Origin of the sequence: Lutibacter profundi (genome assembly GCF_001543325.1) — a bacterium.
GTDB lineage: Bacteria > Bacteroidota > Bacteroidia > Flavobacteriales > Flavobacteriaceae > Lutibacter > Lutibacter profundi.
This window is the reverse complement of the sequence record NZ_CP013355.1, coordinates 2,348,256-2,371,862: the sequence shown is the minus strand read 5'-3', so window position 1 is coordinate 2,371,862 and position 23,607 is coordinate 2,348,256. Positions and strand designations below refer to the sequence as shown.

Annotated in this window: 15 protein-coding genes and 1 tRNA gene; 6 read left to right on the top strand and 10 right to left on the bottom strand. The window is 30.7% G+C overall.

The features are described from left to right. Window positions 1-3 precede the first annotated feature (3 nt). The 4 genes from Lupro_RS10490 to Lupro_RS10475 are packed head-to-tail and all read right to left on the bottom strand — an operon-like array spanning window position 4 to window position 6,587. Window positions 4-522, bottom strand: coding sequence for a DUF3341 domain-containing protein (locus Lupro_RS10490; RefSeq protein ID WP_068209840.1), 519 nt, complete (start codon window positions 520-522; stop codon window positions 4-6). Continuing rightward, a complete protein-coding gene (gene nrfD, locus Lupro_RS10485) occupies window positions 515-1,909 on the bottom strand; it encodes an NrfD/PsrC family molybdoenzyme membrane anchor subunit (protein WP_082703899.1) in 1,395 nt (464 codons plus the stop codon). The genes Lupro_RS10490 and nrfD overlap by 8 nt, the downstream gene beginning before the upstream one ends. Before the next feature lie 21 nt (window positions 1,910-1,930). Continuing rightward, window positions 1,931-4,981 carry a TAT-variant-translocated molybdopterin oxidoreductase gene (locus Lupro_RS10480; RefSeq protein ID WP_068209834.1) on the bottom strand — a complete coding sequence of 1,017 codons (3,051 nt, stop codon included), beginning with the start codon at window positions 4,979-4,981 and terminating at the stop codon, window positions 1,931-1,933. Between the two features lie 31 nt (window positions 4,982-5,012). Further along, window positions 5,013-6,587: a c-type cytochrome gene (locus Lupro_RS10475; protein WP_082703898.1), complete on the bottom strand. Its 1,575-nt coding sequence runs from the start codon at window positions 6,585-6,587 to the stop codon at window positions 5,013-5,015. 214 nt (window positions 6,588-6,801) lie between these two features. On the opposite strand from Lupro_RS10475, the gene Lupro_RS10470 reads away from it, so the two are divergent. Beyond that, window positions 6,802-7,173, top strand: a complete 372-nt coding sequence (locus tag Lupro_RS10470) for an SPOR domain-containing protein (protein ID WP_068209831.1) — start codon at window positions 6,802-6,804, stop codon at window positions 7,171-7,173. 154 nt (window positions 7,174-7,327) lie between these two features. Here Lupro_RS10470 and infB read toward each other — a convergent pair whose 3' ends face one another. The 3 genes from infB to rimP are packed head-to-tail and all read right to left on the bottom strand — an operon-like array spanning window position 7,328 to window position 11,981. Then, window positions 7,328-10,204, bottom strand: coding sequence for a translation initiation factor IF-2 (gene infB, locus Lupro_RS10465; protein WP_068209828.1), 2,877 nt, complete (start codon window positions 10,202-10,204; stop codon window positions 7,328-7,330). Window positions 10,205-10,244: 40 nt separating this feature from the next. Then, a complete protein-coding gene (gene nusA, locus Lupro_RS10460) occupies window positions 10,245-11,504 on the bottom strand; it encodes a transcription termination factor NusA (protein WP_068209824.1) in 1,260 nt (419 codons plus the stop codon). A 12-nt stretch (window positions 11,505-11,516) separates the two neighbouring features. Next, window positions 11,517-11,981: a ribosome assembly cofactor RimP gene (gene rimP / locus Lupro_RS10455; protein WP_068209821.1), complete on the bottom strand. Its 465-nt coding sequence runs from the start codon at window positions 11,979-11,981 to the stop codon at window positions 11,517-11,519. A gap of 166 nt (window positions 11,982-12,147) precedes the next feature. On the opposite strand from rimP, the gene Lupro_RS10450 reads away from it, so the two are divergent. Then, the gene (locus Lupro_RS10450; protein WP_068209818.1) at window positions 12,148-12,978 is read left to right on the top strand and encodes a universal stress protein; all 831 of its coding nucleotides are present in this window, start codon (window positions 12,148-12,150) and stop codon (window positions 12,976-12,978) included. 55 nt (window positions 12,979-13,033) lie between these two features. Here Lupro_RS10450 and Lupro_RS10445 read toward each other — a convergent pair. Then, window positions 13,034-13,104: transfer RNA gene (locus Lupro_RS10445), tRNA-Gln, on the bottom strand. A gap of 168 nt (window positions 13,105-13,272) precedes the next feature. Here Lupro_RS10445 and Lupro_RS10440 point away from each other — a divergent pair. Next, the gene (locus Lupro_RS10440; RefSeq protein WP_068209815.1) at window positions 13,273-16,359 is read left to right on the top strand and encodes a glycosyltransferase family 117 protein; all 3,087 of its coding nucleotides are present in this window, start codon (window positions 13,273-13,275) and stop codon (window positions 16,357-16,359) included. A gap of 20 nt (window positions 16,360-16,379) precedes the next feature. Further along, window positions 16,380-17,018 (top strand): polysaccharide deacetylase family protein, encoded by a 639-nt coding sequence (locus Lupro_RS10435; RefSeq protein ID WP_068209812.1) that lies wholly within the window; start codon window positions 16,380-16,382, stop codon window positions 17,016-17,018. Window positions 17,019-17,021: 3 nt separating this feature from the next. Here the strand turns inward: Lupro_RS10435 and Lupro_RS10430 are convergent, their stop codons facing one another. Continuing rightward, window positions 17,022-17,321, bottom strand: coding sequence for a thioredoxin family protein (locus tag Lupro_RS10430; RefSeq protein WP_068209809.1), 300 nt, complete (start codon window positions 17,319-17,321; stop codon window positions 17,022-17,024). Between the two features lie 86 nt (window positions 17,322-17,407). After that, window positions 17,408-18,616 (bottom strand): metallophosphoesterase, encoded by a 1,209-nt coding sequence (locus tag Lupro_RS10425; RefSeq protein WP_068209806.1) that lies wholly within the window; start codon window positions 18,614-18,616, stop codon window positions 17,408-17,410. Window positions 18,617-18,739: 123 nt separating this feature from the next. On the opposite strand from Lupro_RS10425, the gene polA reads away from it, so the two are divergent. Both polA and Lupro_RS10415 read left to right on the top strand, forming a co-directional pair. Then, a complete protein-coding gene (gene polA / locus Lupro_RS10420) occupies window positions 18,740-21,577 on the top strand; it encodes a DNA polymerase I (protein ID WP_068209803.1) in 2,838 nt (945 codons plus the stop codon). Window positions 21,578-21,586: 9 nt separating this feature from the next. Further along, window positions 21,587-23,551 (top strand): LTA synthase family protein, encoded by a 1,965-nt coding sequence (locus tag Lupro_RS10415; protein WP_068209799.1) that lies wholly within the window; start codon window positions 21,587-21,589, stop codon window positions 23,549-23,551. Window positions 23,552-23,607: the final 56 nt, after the last annotated feature.

Below are 23,607 nucleotides of genomic sequence, written 5' to 3'. Positions count from 1 at the left end.
TTCTTATGCTTTTGTTTTAATTTCCTTAGCTCCCATATCTTTCAATAAATTTTCCAATGTTTTTACATCATTTATTGTTGATACTTCTAATAAAAAGTGATCATCTGTTGTTCTAACATCAGGATTTTCAGCTTTTTTAAAAGGCCATAATTTACTACGCATATAAAAAGTAATTACCATTAAATGTGCAGCAAAAAATACCGTTAATTCAAACATAATTGGCACAAAAGCTGGCATGTTTTCAGCAAAACTGAAGCTTGGTTTACCTCCTATGTTTTGAGGCCAATCAGCAACCATCATAAAGTTCATCATCCAAGTTGCAAATGCCAACCCTATTAATCCATAAATAAATGATGTTATTGCAATTCTTGTATTTTTAAGCCCTGCTGCTTTGTCCAATCCATGAACTGGAAAAGGCGTAAATATTTCTTCAATATGATAGTCTGCAGCTTTTAAGTCTTTAACAGCACTTAAAAGTACATCATCATCGTCGAAAATAGCTTGTATAGTTGTACTACTCATGATTATCTCCTCTTAATTTTTTATAATTTTCTCCTGATGATTTTAAAATACTCTTTAACTCTGCTTGTGCTATTACTGGAAAAGTTCTAGCATATAGTAAAAACAATACAAAGAAAAAGCCTATGGTTCCTATAAAAATAGCTACATCAACAAACGTTGGTGAAAACATTGTCCAAGATGATGGTAAATGTCCTCTACTTAAATCAATTACAATAATATCAAAACGCTCAAACCACATACCAATATTAATAACAATTGAAATAAAGAATGACCAAACAAAATTTGTTCTTAACTTTTTAAACCACAATGTTTGTGGAAATATAAAGTTACAAGTAATTAATGCCCAAAAAGCCCACCAATAAGGTCCTGTAGCAGCACCAACTGATAAATATGTATAATCTTCATAACTACTTCCTGAGTACCACCCAATAAAAAACTCTGTGATATAAGCTACAGATACAATACCACCTGTTAGCAAAATTACCTTATTCATATTTTCGATATGAACTTTTGTAATATAAGCTTCTAAATTTGAAACCTTACGCATAATTAACAGAAGTGTTTGCACCATTGCAAATCCTGAAAAAATTGCTCCAGCTACAAAATAAGGTGGAAAAATTGTACTATGCCATCCTGGTATTACTGAAGTTGCAAAATCCATAGATACAATTGTATGCACAGATAGTACTAATGGCGTTGCTAAACCTGCCAAAACCAATGACACTTCTTCAAAACGTTGCCAATCTTTTAATCTTCCTGACCATCCAAAACTTAACAAACTGTAAATTTTCTTTTGAAAAGGTCTAACAGCTCTATCTCTTAACATTGCAAAATCTGGTAACAGTCCTGTATACCAAAATACTAGTGATACAGATAAATATGTTGAAATTGCAAAAACATCCCACAATAAAGGCGAGTTAAAGTTAACCCATAGTGAGCCAAGTGCATTTGGTATTGGTAATACATAAAATGCATTCCATACTCTACCCATATGAATTATTGGAAATAAACCTGCTTGAAAAACAGCAAAAATTGTCATAGCTTCAGCAGAACGGTTAATACCCATTCTCCATTTTTGACGAAATAACAACAATACTGCAGAGATTAGTGTTCCGGCATGACCGATACCTACCCACCAAACAAAATTGGTAATATCCCAAGCCCAGTTAATTCTATTATTTAATCCCCAAACTCCAATTCCTGTTCCAATAGTGTAAAGAATTGCTCCAATTCCATATAAAAATGCAACTAATGCTATTGTAAATGCAATCCACCATTTTTTATTGGCTTTACCTTCAACTGGCGCTGCAACATCAACGGTAATGTCGTGGTAACTTTTATTACCAATTATTAATGGTTCTCTTATAGGTGCTTCGTAATGAGACATAATTTAATATCTATCTTTGATTTATGATTCTTCTATATTTCTAACTTTTAAATGGTACATAACATTTGGTTTTGTACCTATTTCTCCAAGTAAATGGAAAGTTCTATCATCTTTTGCTAATTGAGCAACTTCACTTTCCTTATCATTAACATCTCCAAAAACCATGGAGCCTGTTGGACAAGAACTTGAACAAGCAGTTTGGAATTCACCATCAACAATAGGACGCCCTTCTTTCTTTGCATTCAAAATAGTTAATTGTGTTTTTTGTAAACACATTGAACATTTTTCCATTACTCCTCTTGAACGTACTACAACATCTGGGTTTAATACCATTTTTCCTAAATCGTTGTTCATGTTGAAATCAAACTCATTATTGTCTGGGTACTTAAACCAGTTAAAGCGTCTAACTTTGTAAGGGCAGTTATTTGCACAATATCTGGTACCTATACAACGGTTATATGCCATGTGATTTTGACCTTGTCGGCCATGTGAAGTTGCTGCCACAGGGCAAACAGTTTCACAAGGTGCATGATTACAATGTTGACACATCACAGGCTGAAAAGCTACTTGAGGATTTTCTTGAGGAATTGTCATTGTATTAAACATTTTTCCTGTACCAAAAATTCCTTCTTCTTTTGCTTTTTCATTAGTCATATCTGAGGTGTAATACCTGTCAATACGTAACCAATGCATGTCTCTACTTACTCTTATTTCGTGTTTCCCAACAACTGGCACATTATTTTCTGCATGACAAGCAACTATACAAGCTGCACAACCAGTACAAGTGGCTAAATCTATGGATAAATTAAAGTGATGACCAATTGTATCATCAAATTTTTCCCATAAATCTACACGTTCAGCTGGTACCTCTACATGGTTTAATGAAAATTCAGGTGTTTTATTCCAATCATCTTTTGGTTTATTAATATAATCCTCTAAAGTTGTTTCTCTAATAATTTCATCACGCCCCATAATGGTGTGTTGCAATTGCACACAGGCAAATTCATGTTCACCATCAACTTTTTCAATTGTAACTGGTTGGAATGTATTGAAACCTTGCATCAATGAATATGCATTTACACCAGTCATCATTTCTAGTTGCATTCCTGCTTCTCTACCATAACCAACTGCCAAGCCTATACTTCCTTTTGCTTGTCCTGGTTGAATTAATACCGGTACATTTTGTATGGTTGAATCACCAACTTTAAGGTTTACCAAACTTCCGTTTAATGCTCCATCGCTAACCGTCCAATTTTCTAACTCTAATTTTTCAGCATCAGCAGCAGAAATCGTCATATAATTATCCCAACTTGTTCTTGTTATTGGGTCTGGTAATTCTTGTAACCAAGGGTTATTAGCTTGTTTTCCATCTCCTAAACCAATTTTAGCATATAAATTTAATTCAAAATCAGCAGGTTTCGTATTACTTAGTAAAGTAGCTACTGAACTTGCCATATCTACCTCACTTTTAGCAACCGAAATTTCTTCTTCTTTTGAATAAATACCATCATGCAATACTTTATTCCACGATTCGCCATCTAAAATAGTTGCGGCCCAATTTTCTTTTATGAATTGATAGTAGTTTTTATTTTCTTGCATCCAAGTTAATAGACTATCTTCAAACTGACGCGTATCAAACAAATGCTGTATTGTTGGTTGCATTAAACTGTAGTTTCCTACTTGAAAATGCGCATCGCCCCAAGATTCTAAATAATGTGGTGTTGTAGCAACAAACTGAGTTTTATTAGCTGTTTCATCAGCTGACATACCAAAGCTAACTGATAGTTTAACTTTTTTTAATGCTTCGTTAAATTTTGTTGCATTTGGCAGAGAATAAGAAGGGTTTGTGTTATAAACCAACAAAGCTCCTACTTTTCCAGCTTGCATTTCAGAAATCAAGTTATTAACATCTGCATCGTTTCCTCCTTTTACATAACGAGGAGTAGTAATATCAAATGCTTCAGATTGTAAATACTCATTCAATGCATTTACGATTAGCTGTGCATTTTTATCTTGAATTCCTGTAACTACAACAGCTTTATTTCCAGATTTTTTAAGTTGGTCTGCCGCTTTTTTTATAGCTTCATCTACAGGAGTTTCTTTTGAATAAAAATTATTTCCTGTTACATAATTGTACAAATTAACTAATGCGTAAACTTGTTCTGAAGGTTTTACCGGTACACGAACATCTGCATTTGCTCCTGTAAGTGATAAATTAGATTCAAACTGTATAAGCTTTGACATTTTTCCTTTTGAAGGAACTCTACCCTTAGCATATGCGGCACTATATTGGCCTCCCTGCCAATCTCCTAAGAAATCAGCTCCAACAGAAACAATTACATCAGCCTTTTCAAATTTATAATTTGGCAAAGCTCTAACACCGTACATACTTTCAAAGGCGTCTAATGCTGCACTTTCAGATAATGCGTCATATACAACATGTGAAACATTACTATAAAATTTTGTAAAATCTTCAATTACTTTATTTGATGAAGGGCTTGCTGTAGTTCCTGTTAAAATAACAATTTTTTCATTGTTACTTTTCAGCGTGTTTAAAGTTTCAATAACTTTTTTATCTAGAGAATCCCAATTTGTTGGTTCTCCTTTATCTAAAGGACCTCTTAATCTATTATTATCATATAAAGATAAAACTGATGCCTGAACTCTTGCTGAAGTTACCCCCCAGTTTCCAGCCATTTTATTTGGCTCTATTTTAATTGGCCTTCCTTCTCTAACTTTTACTAAAATATTCGCAAAATCTCCTCCTTCAGCCATTGTTGAAGCATAATAATTAGCTACTCCAGGAACTATATTATCTGGTTTAACAATATAAGGAATCGATTTTATTACTGGCCCTTCACAGGCTGCTAGTGAAACAGCTGCAGTTGAGAAACCAACATATTTTAGAAAATCGCGTCGAGTTGTTGAAGATTGAGATAAATTTTCTTTATCACCCAAAAATGCATCTGTAGGTAATTCTTCCACAAATTCTTTTTGCATTAAACTTTCAACAATAGGTCTATCTGATTTAAGTTCTTCAACGCTTCTCCAATATTTCTTATTTGATGCCATTGTTTATATACTTATTTTCTATATTTTTTTATTAATAGTGACATTTTCCACATTCTTGTCCACCCATTTGAGCTACTGTCACTTTTTCTATACCGTATTTTTTTGATAATTGTTCATGAATATTTTTATAATAATCATTATTCTTCATATCAACTTCAGTTGTTTTGTGACAATTAATACACCATCCCATTGTTAATTTTGAGAATTGTTTTACCTCGTGCATTTCTTCCACAGGCCCATGACATTTTTGGCACTTAAGTCCTGCTACATTTACATGCTGAGAATGGTTATAATATGCGAAATCTGCTAAATTATGAATACGAACCCATTCAATAGGTTTTTGTTCATAATCTTCAATGTATTGGAGGTTTTCTTTATCCCAACCAACTGCATCATATATTTTTTGAATTTCACCATCCAAATCTGCTTTGGAATATTCTCCAAATAATTCACCATTATATTCTGATATAGATTTATGACAATTCATACACACATTTACAGATGGAATACCTGAAGTTTTACTGTTTTTTGCTGAAGAGTGACAATATTGACAATCTATTTTATTATCTCCAGCGTGTACAGCATGTGAAAATGCTATAGGTTGAATTGGCTGATAACCCGTATCTACACCTACCTGCATAAAATAACCAAAAGTTAAGTATGCCCCACCTAATAAAAAGAATACCAATGCTAGAAAACGTAAGAAAGGACTCAAAAACATGCTTTTTAGCATACTATCTTCCTTCTCTTCACCTTCTATAACCTTTTTATTTGTTGTAGCAGCTACAATTAATGAAAGCAATATAAACGCTAAAATTGTTAAACCTAATGAGGTCCAAACGCCTGTTCTTGGATTGTTAAATATTTCTTGATTATCTACTGAAGTTGAAGTAGCATTAGCTGTTACTTTTTTAACATCACCAACTTCAAAGTATTTTAATAAATCTTCAATGTCTTGATCAGATAACTGAGGAAAAGCAGTCATTGCAATTGGGGTACTGTTAGCTACTTCTTTTGCTAGCTTATCTCCAGATGCAACTAGAGCTGCGTTATCTTTAATCCACAACTTTAACCATTCTGCCTCACGCTTTTCTCCAATTTTGAAAAGAGCTGGACCAATTAGTTTTTTATCTAACTTATGGCATGCTACACAGTTGGTTTTAAAAACTTTTTTCCCTCTTTCAACAGCAGGATCAATTTCTTGAGATACTAATTCCGCTTTAGGAGCTGCAGGCTCACCTTTTGTATACGCTAAAATATCAATAATATCTTGGTCAGATAATTGAGGGTTTGGCGTCATTGGCAATTTATTGTTTTCTTCAAAAACCTGAATTGCTAATTTATCTCCTGATTTAATCATTCCTGGACTATCTTTAATCCAAGAAATTAACCAATCTTGCTCTCTTTTATCAGTAATTCCCTTTAAAGCAGGGCCAACTAATTTTTTATCTAACCTATGGCAAGCTGCACATGTAGACTTGAAGAGTTTTTCCCCATTTGCTACATCGCCTTCTTGAGCCGATAAATTAAGTGAAAATAATAAAAGGAAAACAAGACTATTGATTACTAATCTTGATAATTGTCTGTGTAATTTAACACTTTTCATACTTAAAAAAAATATTTTTCTCTTGTTTGGTACAATATTTTCATTTAAAAACTGATGACTTAAATCATTTTTAAAGGATTTGACAAAAGTAACATTTATATATAAACATCAAAATGTTATAATTGTGTTAACAGTAATTTATATTCGTTCTAAATAACAATACTAATTCCTCCATTAAAAGAAAAACAATAAATTTGAAAAAAATAAAATAATTATGAATGATTTCATTAAAAAATTGATGCTTTTAGGTTTTATGACCTTTTTTTTAAACATAACTAATTCTTACGCGCAAGGCGAAAGTCAGAATATTAATAATTTAATAAAGCAAAAAAAGGAATTTAATAAAAAGAATAAAAATTCAATAGTATATAAAATACAACTTTACAATGGTAATGAGACTCAAGCTTATAAAATAAAACGTAATTTTAGTAATTCGTTTCCTGAATATAAGGTGAAAATTATTTATAAGTCTCCTGAATGGAAAACGCAAGTTGGTAATTTTACTACACGTTTAGAAGCTGATAGAGTTTTACTTGTTATTAAAGAAAACTATTCTGGAGCAATTGTTTTGGAAGATAAAATTTAATATAAAAAAGAGGCTGTCTAAAAAGTGTCATTCTGAATGTAAATGAAGAATCTCCTTGAAATTAAATACTTATATATCAAGATGTTGAGATTTTTCACTTTGTTCAAAATGACAAGTATAATTGCCTTTCAGACAGCCTCTTTATTTATATAAACTAGTTTCTTTTTAGTTTTTTCTTAACTTCAATTTCTTGGTAAGCTTCAATAACATCTCCCACCTCAATATTATTATAGTTTTTAATTTGCAAACCACAGTCATATCCTTTAGCTACTTCTTTAACATCATCTTTAAAACGTTTTAATGATGATAATTCTCCTGAGTGTATAACAACATTATCTCTTAAAATTCTAATTTTAGAGTTTCTAAATATTTTACCACTTATCACCATACAACCGGCAATATTACCAACTTTTGAAATTTTATACACTTCTCTTATTTCAACATTCCCTGTTACTTCCTCTTTAATTTCAGCAGATAACATTCCTTCCATTGCATCCCTCAAATCGTTAATGGCATCATAAATAATCGAATACGTTCTAATATCAATTTCTTCATTGTCAGCTAAAGTACGTGCATTACCAGAAGGTCTCACATTAAATCCAACAATAATTGCTTCTGAAGCGGAAGCTAATAACACGTCTGATTCTGTAATAGCTCCAACACCTTTATGAATAATATTTACTTGGATTTCATCAGTTGAAAGTTTTTGGAAAGAATCTGTTAAAGCCTCAACAGAACCATCAACATCTCCTTTTAAAATAATATTTAACTCTTTAAATTCTCCTAACGCTATTCTACGTCCTATTTCATCTAAAGTGATGTGACGTTGTGTTCTAACCGATTGTTCTCGTTGTAATTGCGAACGTTTAGAAGCTATTTGCTTAGCTTCTTTTTCATCTTCAAAAATATGAAACTTATCTCCTGCTTGTGGTGCTCCATCTAAACCTAGAATTGAAACTGGTGTTGAGGGACCTGCTTCCTTCATACTATTACCCCTTTCATCAAACATAGCTTTAATTTTTCCACTATGTTTACCTGCAAGCATAAAATCACCTATTTTTAAAGTTCCTTCTTGTACTAAGATTGTTGATACATATCCACGCCCTTTATCTAACAAAGCTTCAACAACAGTACCAACTGCATGTTTATTTGGGTTCGCTTTTAAATCTAACATTTCTGCTTCTAAAAGTACTTTTTCAAGTAATTCGTCTATACCTTCGCCGGTTTTTGCTGAAATATTATGTGATTGAATTTTTCCTCCCCAATCTTCAACTAACAAATTCATGGCTGAAAGCTGTTCTTTAACTTTATCGGGATTGGCACTTGGTTTGTCAATTTTATTTATTGCAAATACAATTGGTACACCTGCTGCCTGTGCATGACTTATTGCCTCCTTTGTTTGTGGCATCACATCATCGTCAGCTGCAATTACAATAACAACTATATCAGCAACTTGTCCTCCACGAGCACGCATTGCCGTAAAAGCTTCGTGACCTGGCGTATCTAAAAAAGCTATTTTTTGTCCATTTTTTAATTCAACACCGTAGGCTCCAATATGTTGGGTTATACCTCCTGATTCTCCTGCTATTACATTTTCTTCACGTATAAAATCTAGTAATGACGTTTTTCCATGGTCAACATGCCCCATTATTGTAATAACTGGTGCTCTTTGCTCTAATTCTTCTTCAGTATCTTTGTGTTCTTCAATAGCTTCTTCAACTTCTGCACCTACAAAATCTAACGTATAATCAAATTCTTCAGCTACAATAGTTAACGTTTCAGCATCTAAACGTTGGTTCATTGTTACCATCATACCTAGAGACATACAAGCGGAAATAATATCAGTAACAGGAATATTCATCATGGTTGCAATTTCACTAACTGTAACAAACTCGGTTACTTTTAGCACTTTACTTTCAATTGCTTGCAATTCTTGGTCTATATCAGATTGTTGACGGTGTTGCTCTCTTTTATCTCTCCTATATTTTGCTCCTTTTCCTTTTTTAGATTTACCTTGTAGTTTTTCTAAAGTTTCTCTAACTTGTTTTTGAACGTCCGCTTCTGAAGGTTCTTCTTTTATTATTTGTTTTCTAGCTCCTACAGGACGGCGTTGAGCTCCTCTAGCCCCTGGTCTATTTTGTCCAGGTGAACCTGGTTTTTTACCATTGTATGCGGGTGCTTTTTTAACTATACGTCTTCTTTTCTTTTTATTAGTGTCAGTTGTTCCTTTTTTTACTACAGGTTCAGTTTTTTTCTTTTTAGGTTTTTCAAACTGCTTTAAATCAATTGTTTTACCTGTGATTTTTGGCCCATGTAACTTCTTATAGTTCGTTGTAATTTTTTGAGATGACATGGTTTCAGTATTATCGCCTTTCTTAGTCTCTTCAATTTTAGTTTCTTTACTACTTGTTTTAAGTGACTTTTTTTGTTCATCTACCTTACCTACTACTTTTTCGGCAGTAATTTTTGGTTCAACTTTTTCAACTTCTTTTTTTTGTATTTCTACCTTTATTTCTTCTTTTTCTTTTTTAACTTCTTTAATTGGCTCTTTTTCTACTAACTTGTTTTTTGGCTTTAACTCTTCTTTTGGCTCAACTTTAGGTTTCGACCCAACTTTAGGCTTATTTTCTATTTCTTGTTCTTTCTTTGTTTCTTCTTTTTTGGGTTCCTCTTTTGGTTCAATATTAATTTTACCAATAGTTTTAACTTCAAGTTTTTCAGCTTTGGCTTTAACAACAACTTTTTTAGCTTCTTCTTCAAGGCGCTGTCTTTCCATTTTTTCTTCAGCAGCTATCCTAAGAGCCTCTTTCTCTTTTCTTTTTTCTTCACTAACTTCTTTTGAAGCTACTTTTTTACTTCTATCAGTTTGAAAACCATCTAATAGTATTTCGTACTCTTCATTAGATATTTTTGTTGTAGGTCTTGCTTCAATTTCAAAGCCTTTGCTAGCTAAGTGCTCAACAGCTCTATCTAACGAAATATTCAATTCTCGTAATACTTTATTTAGTCTCAATTTTTTGTTGTCAGCCATATGGTTATTTTTTAGCCAATTATTCTTGAATTATCTGAAATTAATCTTCAAATTCTTCTCTTAATATTTTTTGAACTTCTAGAATAGTTTCCTCTTCTAAATCAGTTCTTTTTAACAGTTCCTTTACATCTTTTTCTAATACACTTCGAGCGGTATCTAATCCAATTTTATTAAACTCTTTAATTACCCAAGCTTCTATTTCATCAGAGAATTCTGTTAATTCAACATCATCTTCGGCCTCAACGCCTTCTCTTTGAACATCTAAATCATACCCTGTTAATTGTGATGCTAAACGAATATTAACACCGTTTTTACCAATTGCTTTAGAAACTTCTTCTGGCAATAAAAATACATCAACTCGTCCTTTTTTACCATCAGCTCTTCCTTCTTCTTCATGAATTTTCATAGAAACTACTTTTGCAGGGCTTAAAGCTCTTGCAATATACAACTGTGTGTTTTTTGTGTAGTTAAGTACGTCAATATTTTCATTTCCTAATTCTCTAACAATCCCATGGATACGAGACCCTTTCATTCCAACACAAGCTCCAACAGGATCTATTCTATCATCATATGAATCTACAGCCACCTTTGCTTTTTCTCCAGGTATTCTTGCAACACCTTCAATAGTAATCAAACCATCAAAAACCTCTGGAATTTCTTGTTCAAATAATTTGACTAAAAATTCAGGAGCTGTTCTCGATAAAATTATTACAGGTTTGTTACCACGTAGTTCTACCGTTTTAATAATACCTCTTACTGATTCTCCTTTTCTAAAGTAATCTGAACGTATTTGCTCACTTTTAGGCAATACAATCTCATTCCCATCATCATCCAATAGAATAATAGCATTATGACGAATATGGTGAACCTCTGCACTATAAATATCTCCTTCTAATTCTTTAAAGTGTTTGAAGGTGTTTGTGCTATCATGCTCATAAATTTTTGAAATAAGGTTTTGGCGCAAAGCTAAAATAGCCCTTCTTCCAAGGTCAACCAACTTTACTTCTTCTGATACATCTTCTCCTATTTCAAAATCTGGTTCTATTTTTTGCGCTTCTGAAAGTTCAATTTCTTCATTAGGGTCTTCAACTTCTCCATCGGCTACCACAACTCTATTTCTCCAAATTTCTAAATCTCCTTTATCTGGGTTTATAATTATATCAAAGTTATCATCAGATCCAAATTTTCTCTTTAAAGCAGCTCTAAATACTTCTTCAAGTATTGCCATTAGCGTTACTCTATCTATATTTTTATCTCCTTTAAACTCTGAAAATGATTCTATTAATGCTAAATTTTCCATGCATTCTCTAAATTAAAATATTATTTTCACTTTTGCTTCTAAAATATCTTCAAACTGTATAATCGCATTTTTAACTACAGTTATTTTTCCTTTTCCTATTGGTTTTGGTTCTCTTGCCTTCCATTCTAATTCAATTTCATTTTCTGTTACATTTTTAAGTACGCCTTGAACCGTAGTATTATCTTGTAATTTTACATCTAGCGTACGGTTAATGTTTTTCACATACTGCCTCTTAACTCTTAGAGGGTTAGCTACATCTGGAGAGGTAACTTCTAATGAGAAATCTTCCTCTTCTCTATCTAAATTATGTTCAATTTCTCTACTAATTCTAATACATTCTTTCAATGATACGCCTTTATCTCCATCAACCTCAACATAAATCTTATTATCGGCTAAAAATTTTAATTCTATTAAAAAAAGGTCAGTATTTTGTTCTAGAGCATTCTTTAATAAATTTTTAACTTTTTTTGTATCCATAATCAGTATAAAAAGAGGGGACTTACCGTCCCCTCCTATCCTTCTATTTTATTCAAATTCTGTGCAAATATAGTAACAATTTTTTAATTGATAAAAAATCATTCTTCTTTTTAATTTAAAATTATTAACTTTACATTCGGCATATTAATCTTTACCACGAATTTTTATGAAAAATATCTTAGTCCCTGTAGATTTCTCAAATCAAGCAAAATACGCAGCAAAAGTTGCTTCAGACATTGCTAAATTAACAAATTCAAAAATATTTTTATTACACATGTTAGAATTACCAACTGGGGTTGTAGACCCTTCTAACTTTGGAAATTCAAGCAATACACCTACTACTCTACTATTTTTAAAAAGGGCTCATGAAAAGTTTGAAGATTTTAAAAAATTGCCTTTTTTTGAAGGAATTGAAGTTGAAGATTCTGTGCAGTTTCACAAAGCTTATGATGGTATAATTGACGAAAGTAAAAAACAAAATATAGATTTAATAGTAATGGGTTCAAAAGGAACTTCAGGGCTTGAAGAAATGTTAGTTGGTTCAAATACTGAAAAAGTTGTAAGAAACTCTGATGTACCCGTACTTGTTATTAAACAAGAAGTTGATAATTTTAAAATTGAAAATATTGTTTTCGCCTCTAATTTTCATCAAAAAAGTAAAACAACATTCCAAAAAATATTAGATTTTTCCTCTCTTTTTAATGCACGATTGCATTTGCTTAAAATTAATACTATTCACAATTTTGAAACCACAAAAGAATCTAGTGATGCTATTAGAAATTATATCAATGGGTATGATTTAGGCGAGTATACTTTAAACATTTATAATGATGTTTCTATTGAAGCAGGTATTCTCAACTTTGCCACAGTTATTGATGCTGATGTAATTTTGTTAAACACTAGTGGAAGACGTGGATTGGCTCATTTATTTACAGGAAGTATTGGAGAAGATTTAGCAAACCATGCTAAATTACCTGTAGTTACTTTTAAAGTATAAAAAACCTATAGAATAAAATAAAAAAAGCTTCAACTATTACGTTAAAGCTTTTTTGTTGACCCACAAGGATTCGAACCTTGACTGACGATACCAAAAACCGGAGTGCTACCATTACACCATGGGTCATTTTGAGGGTGCAAATTTAAGCCAAAGTTTTAATTTGACAAATAATTTCTAATTTTTTTTAGAAAAATCACTTTTAACAACACTTTAATACTTTCTTAACCCCATAGAACGTTCTTACTTCCAATATTAAAGTTTATTTTACTAAATTCGCTTCGATAATTTTTTTTTATGAATTCATTCAATTTTTCTAAATGGAACGCCATTCTTGGCTGGGTTGCTTTTACTGTAGCTTTAATAACATACTCACTAACACTAGAGCCTACTGTTAGCTACTGGGATTGTGGAGAGTATATTTCTACCGCTATAAAACTTGAGGTTGGACATCCTCCTGGAGCTCCTTTATTTCAAATGTTAGGTGCGTTTTTTGCAATGTTTACATCTGATGTGACAGAAATTGCTAAAATGGTAAACTTTATGTCAGCTTTAGCAAGTGCATTTACTATTTTATTTATGTTTTGGACCATAACAACTCTTGCAAAAAGATTACTTAAAAACAAATCTGAATTAACTAAAAGTGCCTCTATTGCCATTTTAGGGAGTGGACTTGTAGGAAGTTTAACCTACACTTTTTCTGATAGTTTTTGGTTTAGCGCCGTTGAAGCTGAAGTATATGCAATGTCTTCTTTTTTAATGGCATTATTATTTTGGCTAGGCTTACACTGGGAAACTGAAATGAATAAACCACAAGGCAATAAATGGTTACTACTGATTAGTTTTGTTGTTGGATTATCTTTTGGGGTTCATATCTTATCGCTATTAGTAATCCCCTCAATTGTTTTCTTATACATTTACAAAAAATATAAAAATTTAACTGTTCAGCAATTTATTATTGCAAATATAATTTCTGTATTTGTTTTAATGTTTGTGTTTAAAATGTTGTTTCCTTTCACTTTAAAATATTTTAGTGCCTTAGAATTATTTTTTGTGAATTCTATTGGACTACCTTTTAATTCAGGGAGTATAATTGCAGGTATATTACTAATTATTTTGTTTTACTTCGGAATAAATTACACCCATAAAAAACAATTGGTTGGTGCAAATACAATTATACTGTCTGTACTTTTTATAATGATTGGTTTTTCTTCTTGGCTAATGCTTCCTATAAGAGCCAATGCAAATACAACCATTAATGAAAATAACCCTTCTAGTGCACGTGAATTATTAGCATATTACGATCGTGAACAGTATGGTGATGCAAATGTATTTTACGATACTTATTATTCTCTTATTTACAATAGAGATGTTGATGCTGACAAACCTACTAGAGATGATAAACCAAAGTATGAAAAAGATGAAAAAATAGGTAAATATATTATTGTAAATAAATACAAAGATGCTTTACCTAATTGGAGTAGTAAACACAAAGGTTTTATTCCTAGAATGGTAAGTACCGATGCCAACGTAATTAAAAACTACAAAGCAATAGCAGGAATACCACAAAACAGTAAACGAAGACCAACTTTTCTTGAAAATATTAAATTTATGGTTGATTTTCAATTTGGTTATATGTACGCCCGTTATTTTATGTGGAACTTTGTTGGAAGACAAAATGACGAACAGGGTCAGTTAGATATACAAAATGGGAATTGGTTAAGCGGTATTCAATTTATTGATGAATTACACTTAGGACCACAATCTAATTTACCTTCTGATGTAAAAAATAACAAAGGTAGAAACACCTATTATTTTCTCCCTTTTATTTTAGGGATAATAGGTCTAGTTTTTCAATTTAAAAAAAATAAAAATGATTTTTACACACTATTCCTTTTCTTTGCTTTCACAGGTTTAGCCATTATATTTTACACAAATCCAAAACCCTTCGAACCAAGAGAAAGAGACTATGCCGTTGTAGGTTCGTTCTACATTTTTGCTATTTGGGTTGGTTTTGGTGTATTGGCTTTGTTTGAAAAGTTAAAAAAATATGCAAAACCAAACATAGTAGCAATATCTGTTACTTTAATTTCATTAATAGCAGTACCCGTACTAATGGCTTCTGAAAATTGGAATGACCACGATAGATCAAACCGATATACATCACACTTAAATGCAAAAGCATATTTAGACTCTTGTGCTGAAAATGCTATACTCTTTACAATTGGAGATAATGATACTTTTCCACTGTGGTATATGCAAGAAGTTGAAAATTACAGAACCGATATGAAATTGATTAACACCAGTCTTTTTCAAACCGATTGGTATATAGATCAAATGAAACGAAAAACATATAAAGCTGATCCTATTCCTTCACAATTAACACATGACCAATACAAATTAGGAACCTTAGATGTTGCTTATTACTTCGAAGAAATTTTCCCTCAATTGAAAGACTCTGTAGTTGACATTAGTTATTTTATGAAATGGATTCAAAGTAATAAAGATATTACATATTATGACTTAGACGATGATGGCATACCTGAAAAGGTATTACCAACAAATAAAATTAGAATACCCGTAGATAAAGAAGCTGTTTTAAAATATGGTGTTGTAGCACCAAAAGATGCCGATTTAATTGTACCGTATATAGATGTTGAAATTTCAAGTACACTATCTAAGAACCGAATTTTAATGTTAGATATATTAGCAAATAACAATTGGGAAAAACCTATATATTTTACTGGAGGTGCACAAGCTAATGAAGAATATATTTGGCTGAAAGACTATTTACAACTAGATGGTTTAGCATATAGATTAGTACCTATTAAAACACCTAATGAAGGTAATTTCTTTGAAATGGGCAGAATAAATACAGCTATTATGTATAAAAATGTGAAAAATTGGGACTGGAGAAACATTACCGATGATGCTATTTATTTAGATCCTGAAACGAGAAAAAATGCCGTTTCTTATAGAAATAACATGGAACGTTTAGCTAGAAAACTGCTTGAAGAAAACAAATTAGATAAAGCCACAGAAATTCTTGATATATCCTTAGAAAAAATGCCTGTTCAAAAATTTGGACATTATAGCATGCTAATTTCTTATGTAGATTTATATTACCAATTGAATGAGAAAGAGAAAGCCCGAAAATTAATATCTGAATTAAAAAAGGTATTGCAAGAAAACTTAGTATATTACAGTCAATTTGATGAAGCTGAAATTGAAAATATCTTTAATGAAATTAAACAAAACCTTTTAATGTATGACCAACTTGTTAAAACTACTATTAGGTTTGATGACGAGAAATATGCAATTTCAATTAAAGATGAATATGTTGAATACTTGAAATTATTTGATTTTTTAATAAGTGAAGAATAAAACCAATTAAATTTAAATACATGAAACCATATTTAGTTAAAACTCCTAAGCTACTTAAATTTTTATTCAAAAATAGAGTTTGGAGTTTTTCTAAAAAAGAAAAAACTCTTTATTTAACTTTTGATGATGGGCCAACACCTGAAATTACAGAATGGATTTTAAATCAACTACAAAAATACAGTGCTAAAGCCACTTTTTTTTGTGTTGGAAAAAATATTGATGAACATCATGAAGTTTACAATAAAATAATTAAAAATAACCATTCAATTGGTAACCACACTTATAGCCATTTAAACGATTCAAAAACAGAAGCACAGGTTTATATTGATAATATTGAAAAAGCTGAAATAACTATTCATAAAAATAAACAACAATTTTTAAAACTATTTAGACCTCCTTACGGAAGGCTTAAGTATTCACAATCAAAAAAAATTAGAAAGCAGGGTTATAGAATAATTATGTGGGATGTTTTAAGTGCTGATTTTGACACCTCAGTTTCAAAAGAAAAATGCTTAGAAAATGTAATTAGAAATACTGAAAATGGAAGTATTATTCTTTTTCATGACAGCAATAAAGCGTCTGGTAAATTGCAATTTGTACTCCCTAAAATACTAGAATATTACTCTCAAAAAGGCTTTGAATTTAAAAATATTAGCTAACCGTTAAACATATTGTTGAACTAAACTTATCAATGTATTCGCATCTTGCTCACCCGATTGACGCCATTTCATTTCTCCATCTTTATAAATAATAAACGTAGGATTTCCTTTTATTCTAAGTGTATTTGCAAGTATTTCGTTTTTTTCAATATCAATTTTTATTACTTTAGCTTTATCTCCTAACGCTGCCGCAACATCACGTAAAAACCCATGCGTATTATTAGAATCTTCTTCTTCCCACTCTGCATAAAAATCTATTAAAACAGGGATATTTGAACCTATTAATTCTCCAAACTTTGTCATAATCTTTTATATTTTTTTGAATAAAAAACTCAAAAAACAATAATTTCTATATACAAATGTAGCATTTTAATTTAAAAAAGGAGTATTTACTTCTTTTTCAATGTAATTACGGTTATTTCAGGCCAAATACCAACTCGTCCTGGGAATGCTAAAAATCCAAAACCACGATTTACATTAATATAGCTATTAAACTCTTTATATACACCTGCCCACTGTTTGTATACATATTGTATAGGGCTCCATTTAAATCCCGGAATTTCAATACCAAATTGCATTCCATGAGTATGACCACTTAAAGTTAACTGGTAATTATTTTTATGGTTTTTAACCTCAGCATTCCAATGTGAAGGGTCATGGCTTAATAGTATTTTAAAATCCTCTTTGTTAATTTTTGATGATGCCAAAGCTAAATCTCCAGCTTTTTTAAAACGCGTTCCCCAATTTTCAACTCCAATCAATGCTATTTTAGCATCTTCTTTTTCCAAATAAACACTGTGATTTAACAGCAAATTAAATCCAATTTTAGAGTGAATATTTTTAATTGCTTGAAAATTTTGCTCTTTTTCCTTTTTACTTTTCCATTTCACATACTCTCCATAATCATGATTTCCCAACACAGCATATTTTCCATAGTTTGCTTTAAGTTTTTTAAAATCTTCTATCCAACTATCCATTTCTTCTGCTTTATTATTCACAATGTCTCCTGTAAATAAAATAACATCCGATTCTTGTTTATTTATTAAATCTATTCCGTATTTAATTTTTAATTCATCATCAAAACTTCCGCTGTGAATATCAGAAATATGCGTTAATTTAAAGCCATCAAATGCTTCAGGTAAATCTTCAAAAAATAAGGTATGTTTTAATACTTGATAATTGTATTTCCCTTTTGTCATTCCATAAATTATAGATGCAAAAGGAATTGCTGCTAAACCCAAAGCAATTTTAGAAACTGCTTCTCTACGTTCAGGGAAATGAGTTGGATATTTAGATGTAAAAAATAAAGATATCGTTTTAAAAACTCTAAAAATATCTTCTAAAAACAACACTGAAATAGCAATAATTTTTGGTATCAAAATTAAAATTAACAATCCGAATGCTAACATTATTGATTGTGTAAAACCATGTGAACTATTAAAAGTTGTGAATTTTATAATAAAATTAACCAAAACAGCTAACGAAATTAACCAATAGCACACTAGCCAAATTTTATTTTTAGTAACTATTTTTACACTTTGAAAAGCATAAAAATCAATAAATAAAATAAGAACAACAAATAGTACCCAACGAATCATTTAAATTTTAATTTGAGTAAATATACATTTTACGTCTCAAACCAATTAATGAAATTAATTAATCAATTGTTAAAATTGATTTTAGTACTTTTACTCTCATTTAAATTTCAATATTAAAAATTAATGTCTACTCAAAAACGCCTTTTCCTTTTAGATGCTTATGCACTAATCTTTCGTGGTTATTATGCACTTATTAAAAACCCTAGAATTAACTCTAAAGGAATGGATACTTCAGCTATTTTGGGGTTTACCAATTCACTTCTCGATGTAATTAAGCGTGAAAAACCAAATCATTTAGCCGTTGCTTTTGATAAAGGAGGTTCACATATACGTTCTGAAGCCTTTCCTGAATATAAATCTAACCGACAAGAAACTCCTGAAGCTATTAAAATTGCTGTTCCTTACATTCATAAAATTTTGGAGGCAATGCATATTCCAATTATTGAAAAAGAAGGCTTTGAGGCTGATGATTTAATTGGAACCCTCTCTAAACAAGCCGAAAAAGAAGGCTTTCAAACTTTTATGGTAACTCCTGATAAAGATTTTGCACAGCTAGTTTCAGAAAACATATTTATGTACAAACCTTCACGAATGGGAAATGGTATTGAAATTTGGGGAATTCCTGAAGTTCAGAAAAAATTTGAAGTTGAAAGACCCGAACAAGTAATAGATTATTTAGGAATGATGGGAGATGCTGTTGATAATATTCCTGGGTTACCCGGAGTTGGAGACAAAACTGCTAAAAAATTCTTAAAAACATACGGAAGTATGGAGAATTTATTAGCAAACACACACGAGCTAAAAGGAAAAATGAGAGAAAAAGTAGAGGCAAACAAAGAGCTTGGATTACTCTCTAAACAATTGGCAACTATTTTATTAGACTGCCCTGTTCAATTTCACGAAAAAGATTTTGAATTAAATCATCCCGATTTTAATAAAACAGCTGAGATTTTTAAAGAATTAGAATTTAGACGTATTGCTGAAAGCCTTCCAAAAATATTTGAGTCTTTTCCTTCTCATAAAAATCAAACTCAACAACAAAAAGAGTCTTCTTCTACTGAAAAATCACAAACCTCAGCAACATCACACCAATTTGATTTATTTTCTACTATTGACATTGAAGACAGTTCAGAAAATAATTTAAACTACAAAACCACTGAAAACTCTAATCATTTTTATCAATTTGTTGATACTCCATTTTCAAGAAAACTACTACTTAAAAAACTAATAACTCAAAAATCTGTAAGTTTTCATATAGAAACCATTGGAGCAAACTCTTTTGAAGCTGATATTATAGGTGTTTCATTCTCTTATGAAAAAGGAAAAGGTTACTTTGTTAATCTTTCAGGAGATAAAGAAAATACAAAAGAAATTTTAGAAGAATTTAGGCCTTTCTTTGAAAATAAAACTATTGAAAAGATAGGGCATAACATCAAGTATAGTATTAAAGTTCTCTACAATTACGCTATTAAATTAAAAGGAAATTTATTTGACACAATGTTAGCACACTATTTATTAAACCCAGATATGCGCCATAACCTTGATGTTCTTTCTGAAACTTATTTAAATTACAAACCTACCAGTTTAGAGTCCTTAATTGGTAAAAAAGGTAAAAACCAACTATCTATTCGCAAAATTGAGTTAAAAAAACAAGCAAATTTTACTGTTGAAAAAGCGGATTTAACATTTCAATTAAAACAATTTTTTGAAAAAGATATAGCCAAATTAAATCTTAAAAAACTATATGTTAATATTGAAATTCCATTGCTACGTGTATTAGCTTCTATGGAATTAGAAGGAATTAGGCTTGACGCTGATTTTTTAAATTCATTATCTGAAAAATTAATAGAAGATATACAAAACTTAGAAAACACTATTTACAAAGAAGCCAATATTGAATTTAACTTAGCTTCTCCAAAACAACTAGGTGATGTTTTATTTGAGCACTTGAAATTAGTTGAAAAGCCAAAAAAAACAAAAACAGGCCAATATGCAACCGGCGAAGAAATTTTATCAAAATTAGCTCCGAAACATAAAATAGTAAAAGAAATATTGGAATGGCGCGGATTAGTAAAACTAAAAAACACCTATGTTGATGCTTTACCAAATGACGTAAATAAAAAAACAGGACGAATTCACACAACTTTTAGTCAGGCAGTAGCATCAACAGGACGGTTAAGTTCTAATAATCCAAACCTTCAAAACATTCCTATTCGGACAGAACGAGGGCGACAAGTTAGAAAAGCTTTTGTTCCAAGAAACGAAAACTACACCCTTGTTTCAGCTGATTACTCTCAAATTGAATTACGAATTATAGCCTCTTTAAGTAATGATAAAAGTATGATAGAATCTTTCAATAGAGGTGAAGATATTCATGCTTCTACAGCCGCTAAAATTTACGGAATACCATTAAACGAAGTTACCCGAGAACAACGTAGCGATGCAAAAGCTGTTAATTTTGGTATAATTTATGGGCAAGGAGCTTTTACTTTAGCACAACAATTAAACAAATCTAGAGCTGAAGCTAAAGAATTAATAGATAGTTATTACAAAACATTTCCAACTTTAAAGCAATATATTGCAAATCAGATAGACTTTGCTCGTGAAAATGAGTATGTTGAAACAATTTCAGGCCGTCGCAGATATTTAAAAAATATCAATTCTCAAAATGCCATTGTTCGTTCGGGTGACGAACGGAATGCCGTAAACGCACCAATACAAGGAAGTGCCGCTGATATTATTAAAATTGCAATGATTAAAATTGATACATTATTAAAAGAAGGAAATTACAAATCTAAAATGTTATTACAAGTTCATGATGAATTGGTTTTTGATATGCACAATGATGAAATAGCAACTCTAAAACCACTCATTATTAAAGAAATGGAACATGCTTTTGAATTTTCTGTTCCTTTAACAGTTGATTTAGGCGAAGGACAAAACTGGTTAGAAGCACATTAACAAGAGATCATGTTAAAAATATTATTTCCCAAACGATTTTCTTTAGTAAAAGCTTTCACTGCAACATTTTTGATGTTTGCATTTATTATTAGACTTACTCTTTATTTTTGGTCTTTTAGAGAAATTGATTTCTCTTTCTTAAATTTTATCAAAATTTTTGGAATAGGTTTTTTATTTGACCTAGGATGTCTTTCATATATTTTAACATTCTACTCCATCTATTTACTTATACTTCCAACTAAATTTTACGGAAGTAAGCTAGATAAAATTCTTACAAATACCTCGTATGCTTTAGTGCTATTTTTTATGATATTTTCATTTTTAGCAGAACTCACTTTTTGGGGAGAATATCAAAAACGATTTAATTTTATAGCTGTAGATTATTTATTATATACCTATGAAGTTGTCCAAAACATTAATCAATCGTATCCGTTACCATTTATTATTGGAATTCTAATTATTGCTACTTTTTTATCCATTAAAATAGCCAAGAAAAAAAATGCACTTTACGATACCTTTAATAACTCAGACACATTTTCAATAAAAATAATTCCAACGCTATTTTGGATGTTAATTCTAGGTGGTTTTCATTTAAACGTTAAAAATAGTCAAGCTGAGAAATTTTTAAATCAATATGAAAACGAAATAACAAAATCTGGTATTTATTCTTTTTTTGCAGCATATAACAGTAACGAATTAAATTATTATGATTTTTACAAAACCATACCATCTAACACAACTTATAAAAATATTAAAAATTTGGTTACTGCAAAAAACGATAGTTTAATTGATACAAAAAAGAGCATCAAAAGATATATTTTTAATGAAGGAGAAGAACAAAAACCAAATGTTATTTTTATAGGTTTAGAAAGTGTTAGCGCTAAATTTATGCAACGGTTTGGAAATGAGAAGAACATAATTCCAACTATAGATTCACTTGCAAAAAAATCCATTTTCTTCACCAATTTACAGGCAACTGGCACAAGAACTATTAGAGGAATGGAAGCTATTACACTTTGCATTCCTCCAACTCCAAGCAGAAGTATTGTTAAGCGAGAAAATAACAATAATTTATTCACAATTGGAGAAGTTTTTAAACAAAAAGGATACACTCGAACCTTTTTTTATGGAGGTGATGGTCATTTTGATAATATGAATAATTTCTTTTCAAGCAATGGTTTTGATATTATAGATAGAAAAAAGAAACATCGTTTAAATAAAAAACTCCTTACTGAAAGAATTCAAATTACTGACGATGAAGTTACTTTTGAAAATGCTTGGGGTGTTTGTGATGGCGACTTGTATGATAAAGTTTTAAAAGAAGCTGACAAACAGCATAAACTTCAGAAACCTTTTTTTAATTTTATAATGACCAGCACTAACCACAGACCTTTTACTTATCCAAATGGTATGATAGATATTCCCTCAGGAACAAATAGAGAAGGCGCCTTAAAATATACCAATTGGGCTTTTGATAAATTTTTTAAAGAAGCAAAAAACAAACCTTGGTTTAAAAATACTGTATTTGTAATTGTATCAGACCACTGTGCTTATAGTGCTGGTAGATCAGAAATTAACGTAGAAAGTTATCATGTTCCAGCATTTATTTACAATCTACAAAACGAAACCCCTAAAGAAATAAACAAATTAAGTTCTCAAATTGATATATTTCCTACACTATTTGGATATTTAAATTGGACATATAAATCTAATTTTTTTGGTAAAGATATTAATACGATGAAACCAAAAGATGAAAGAGCTTTAATTGCAAATCACCGAAAATTAGGACTACTAAAAGGTGATAAACTTCTAATTTTAAACAACCATAAAAATCAAAATTTTTATAGATGGGAAAAACAAACCAATGAGCTAACACTTCAAAAAACAGATACGTTATTTCTTAAAGAAACTATTTTTCACTATCAAACTGCTTTTGATTTATTTAAAAATGAGGGATTAAAACTTGGTTATTAAGTTTTATTTTTTTCTTTAAAACTAAATAACCTTGAATTTTATTACTTTAGCAAAAA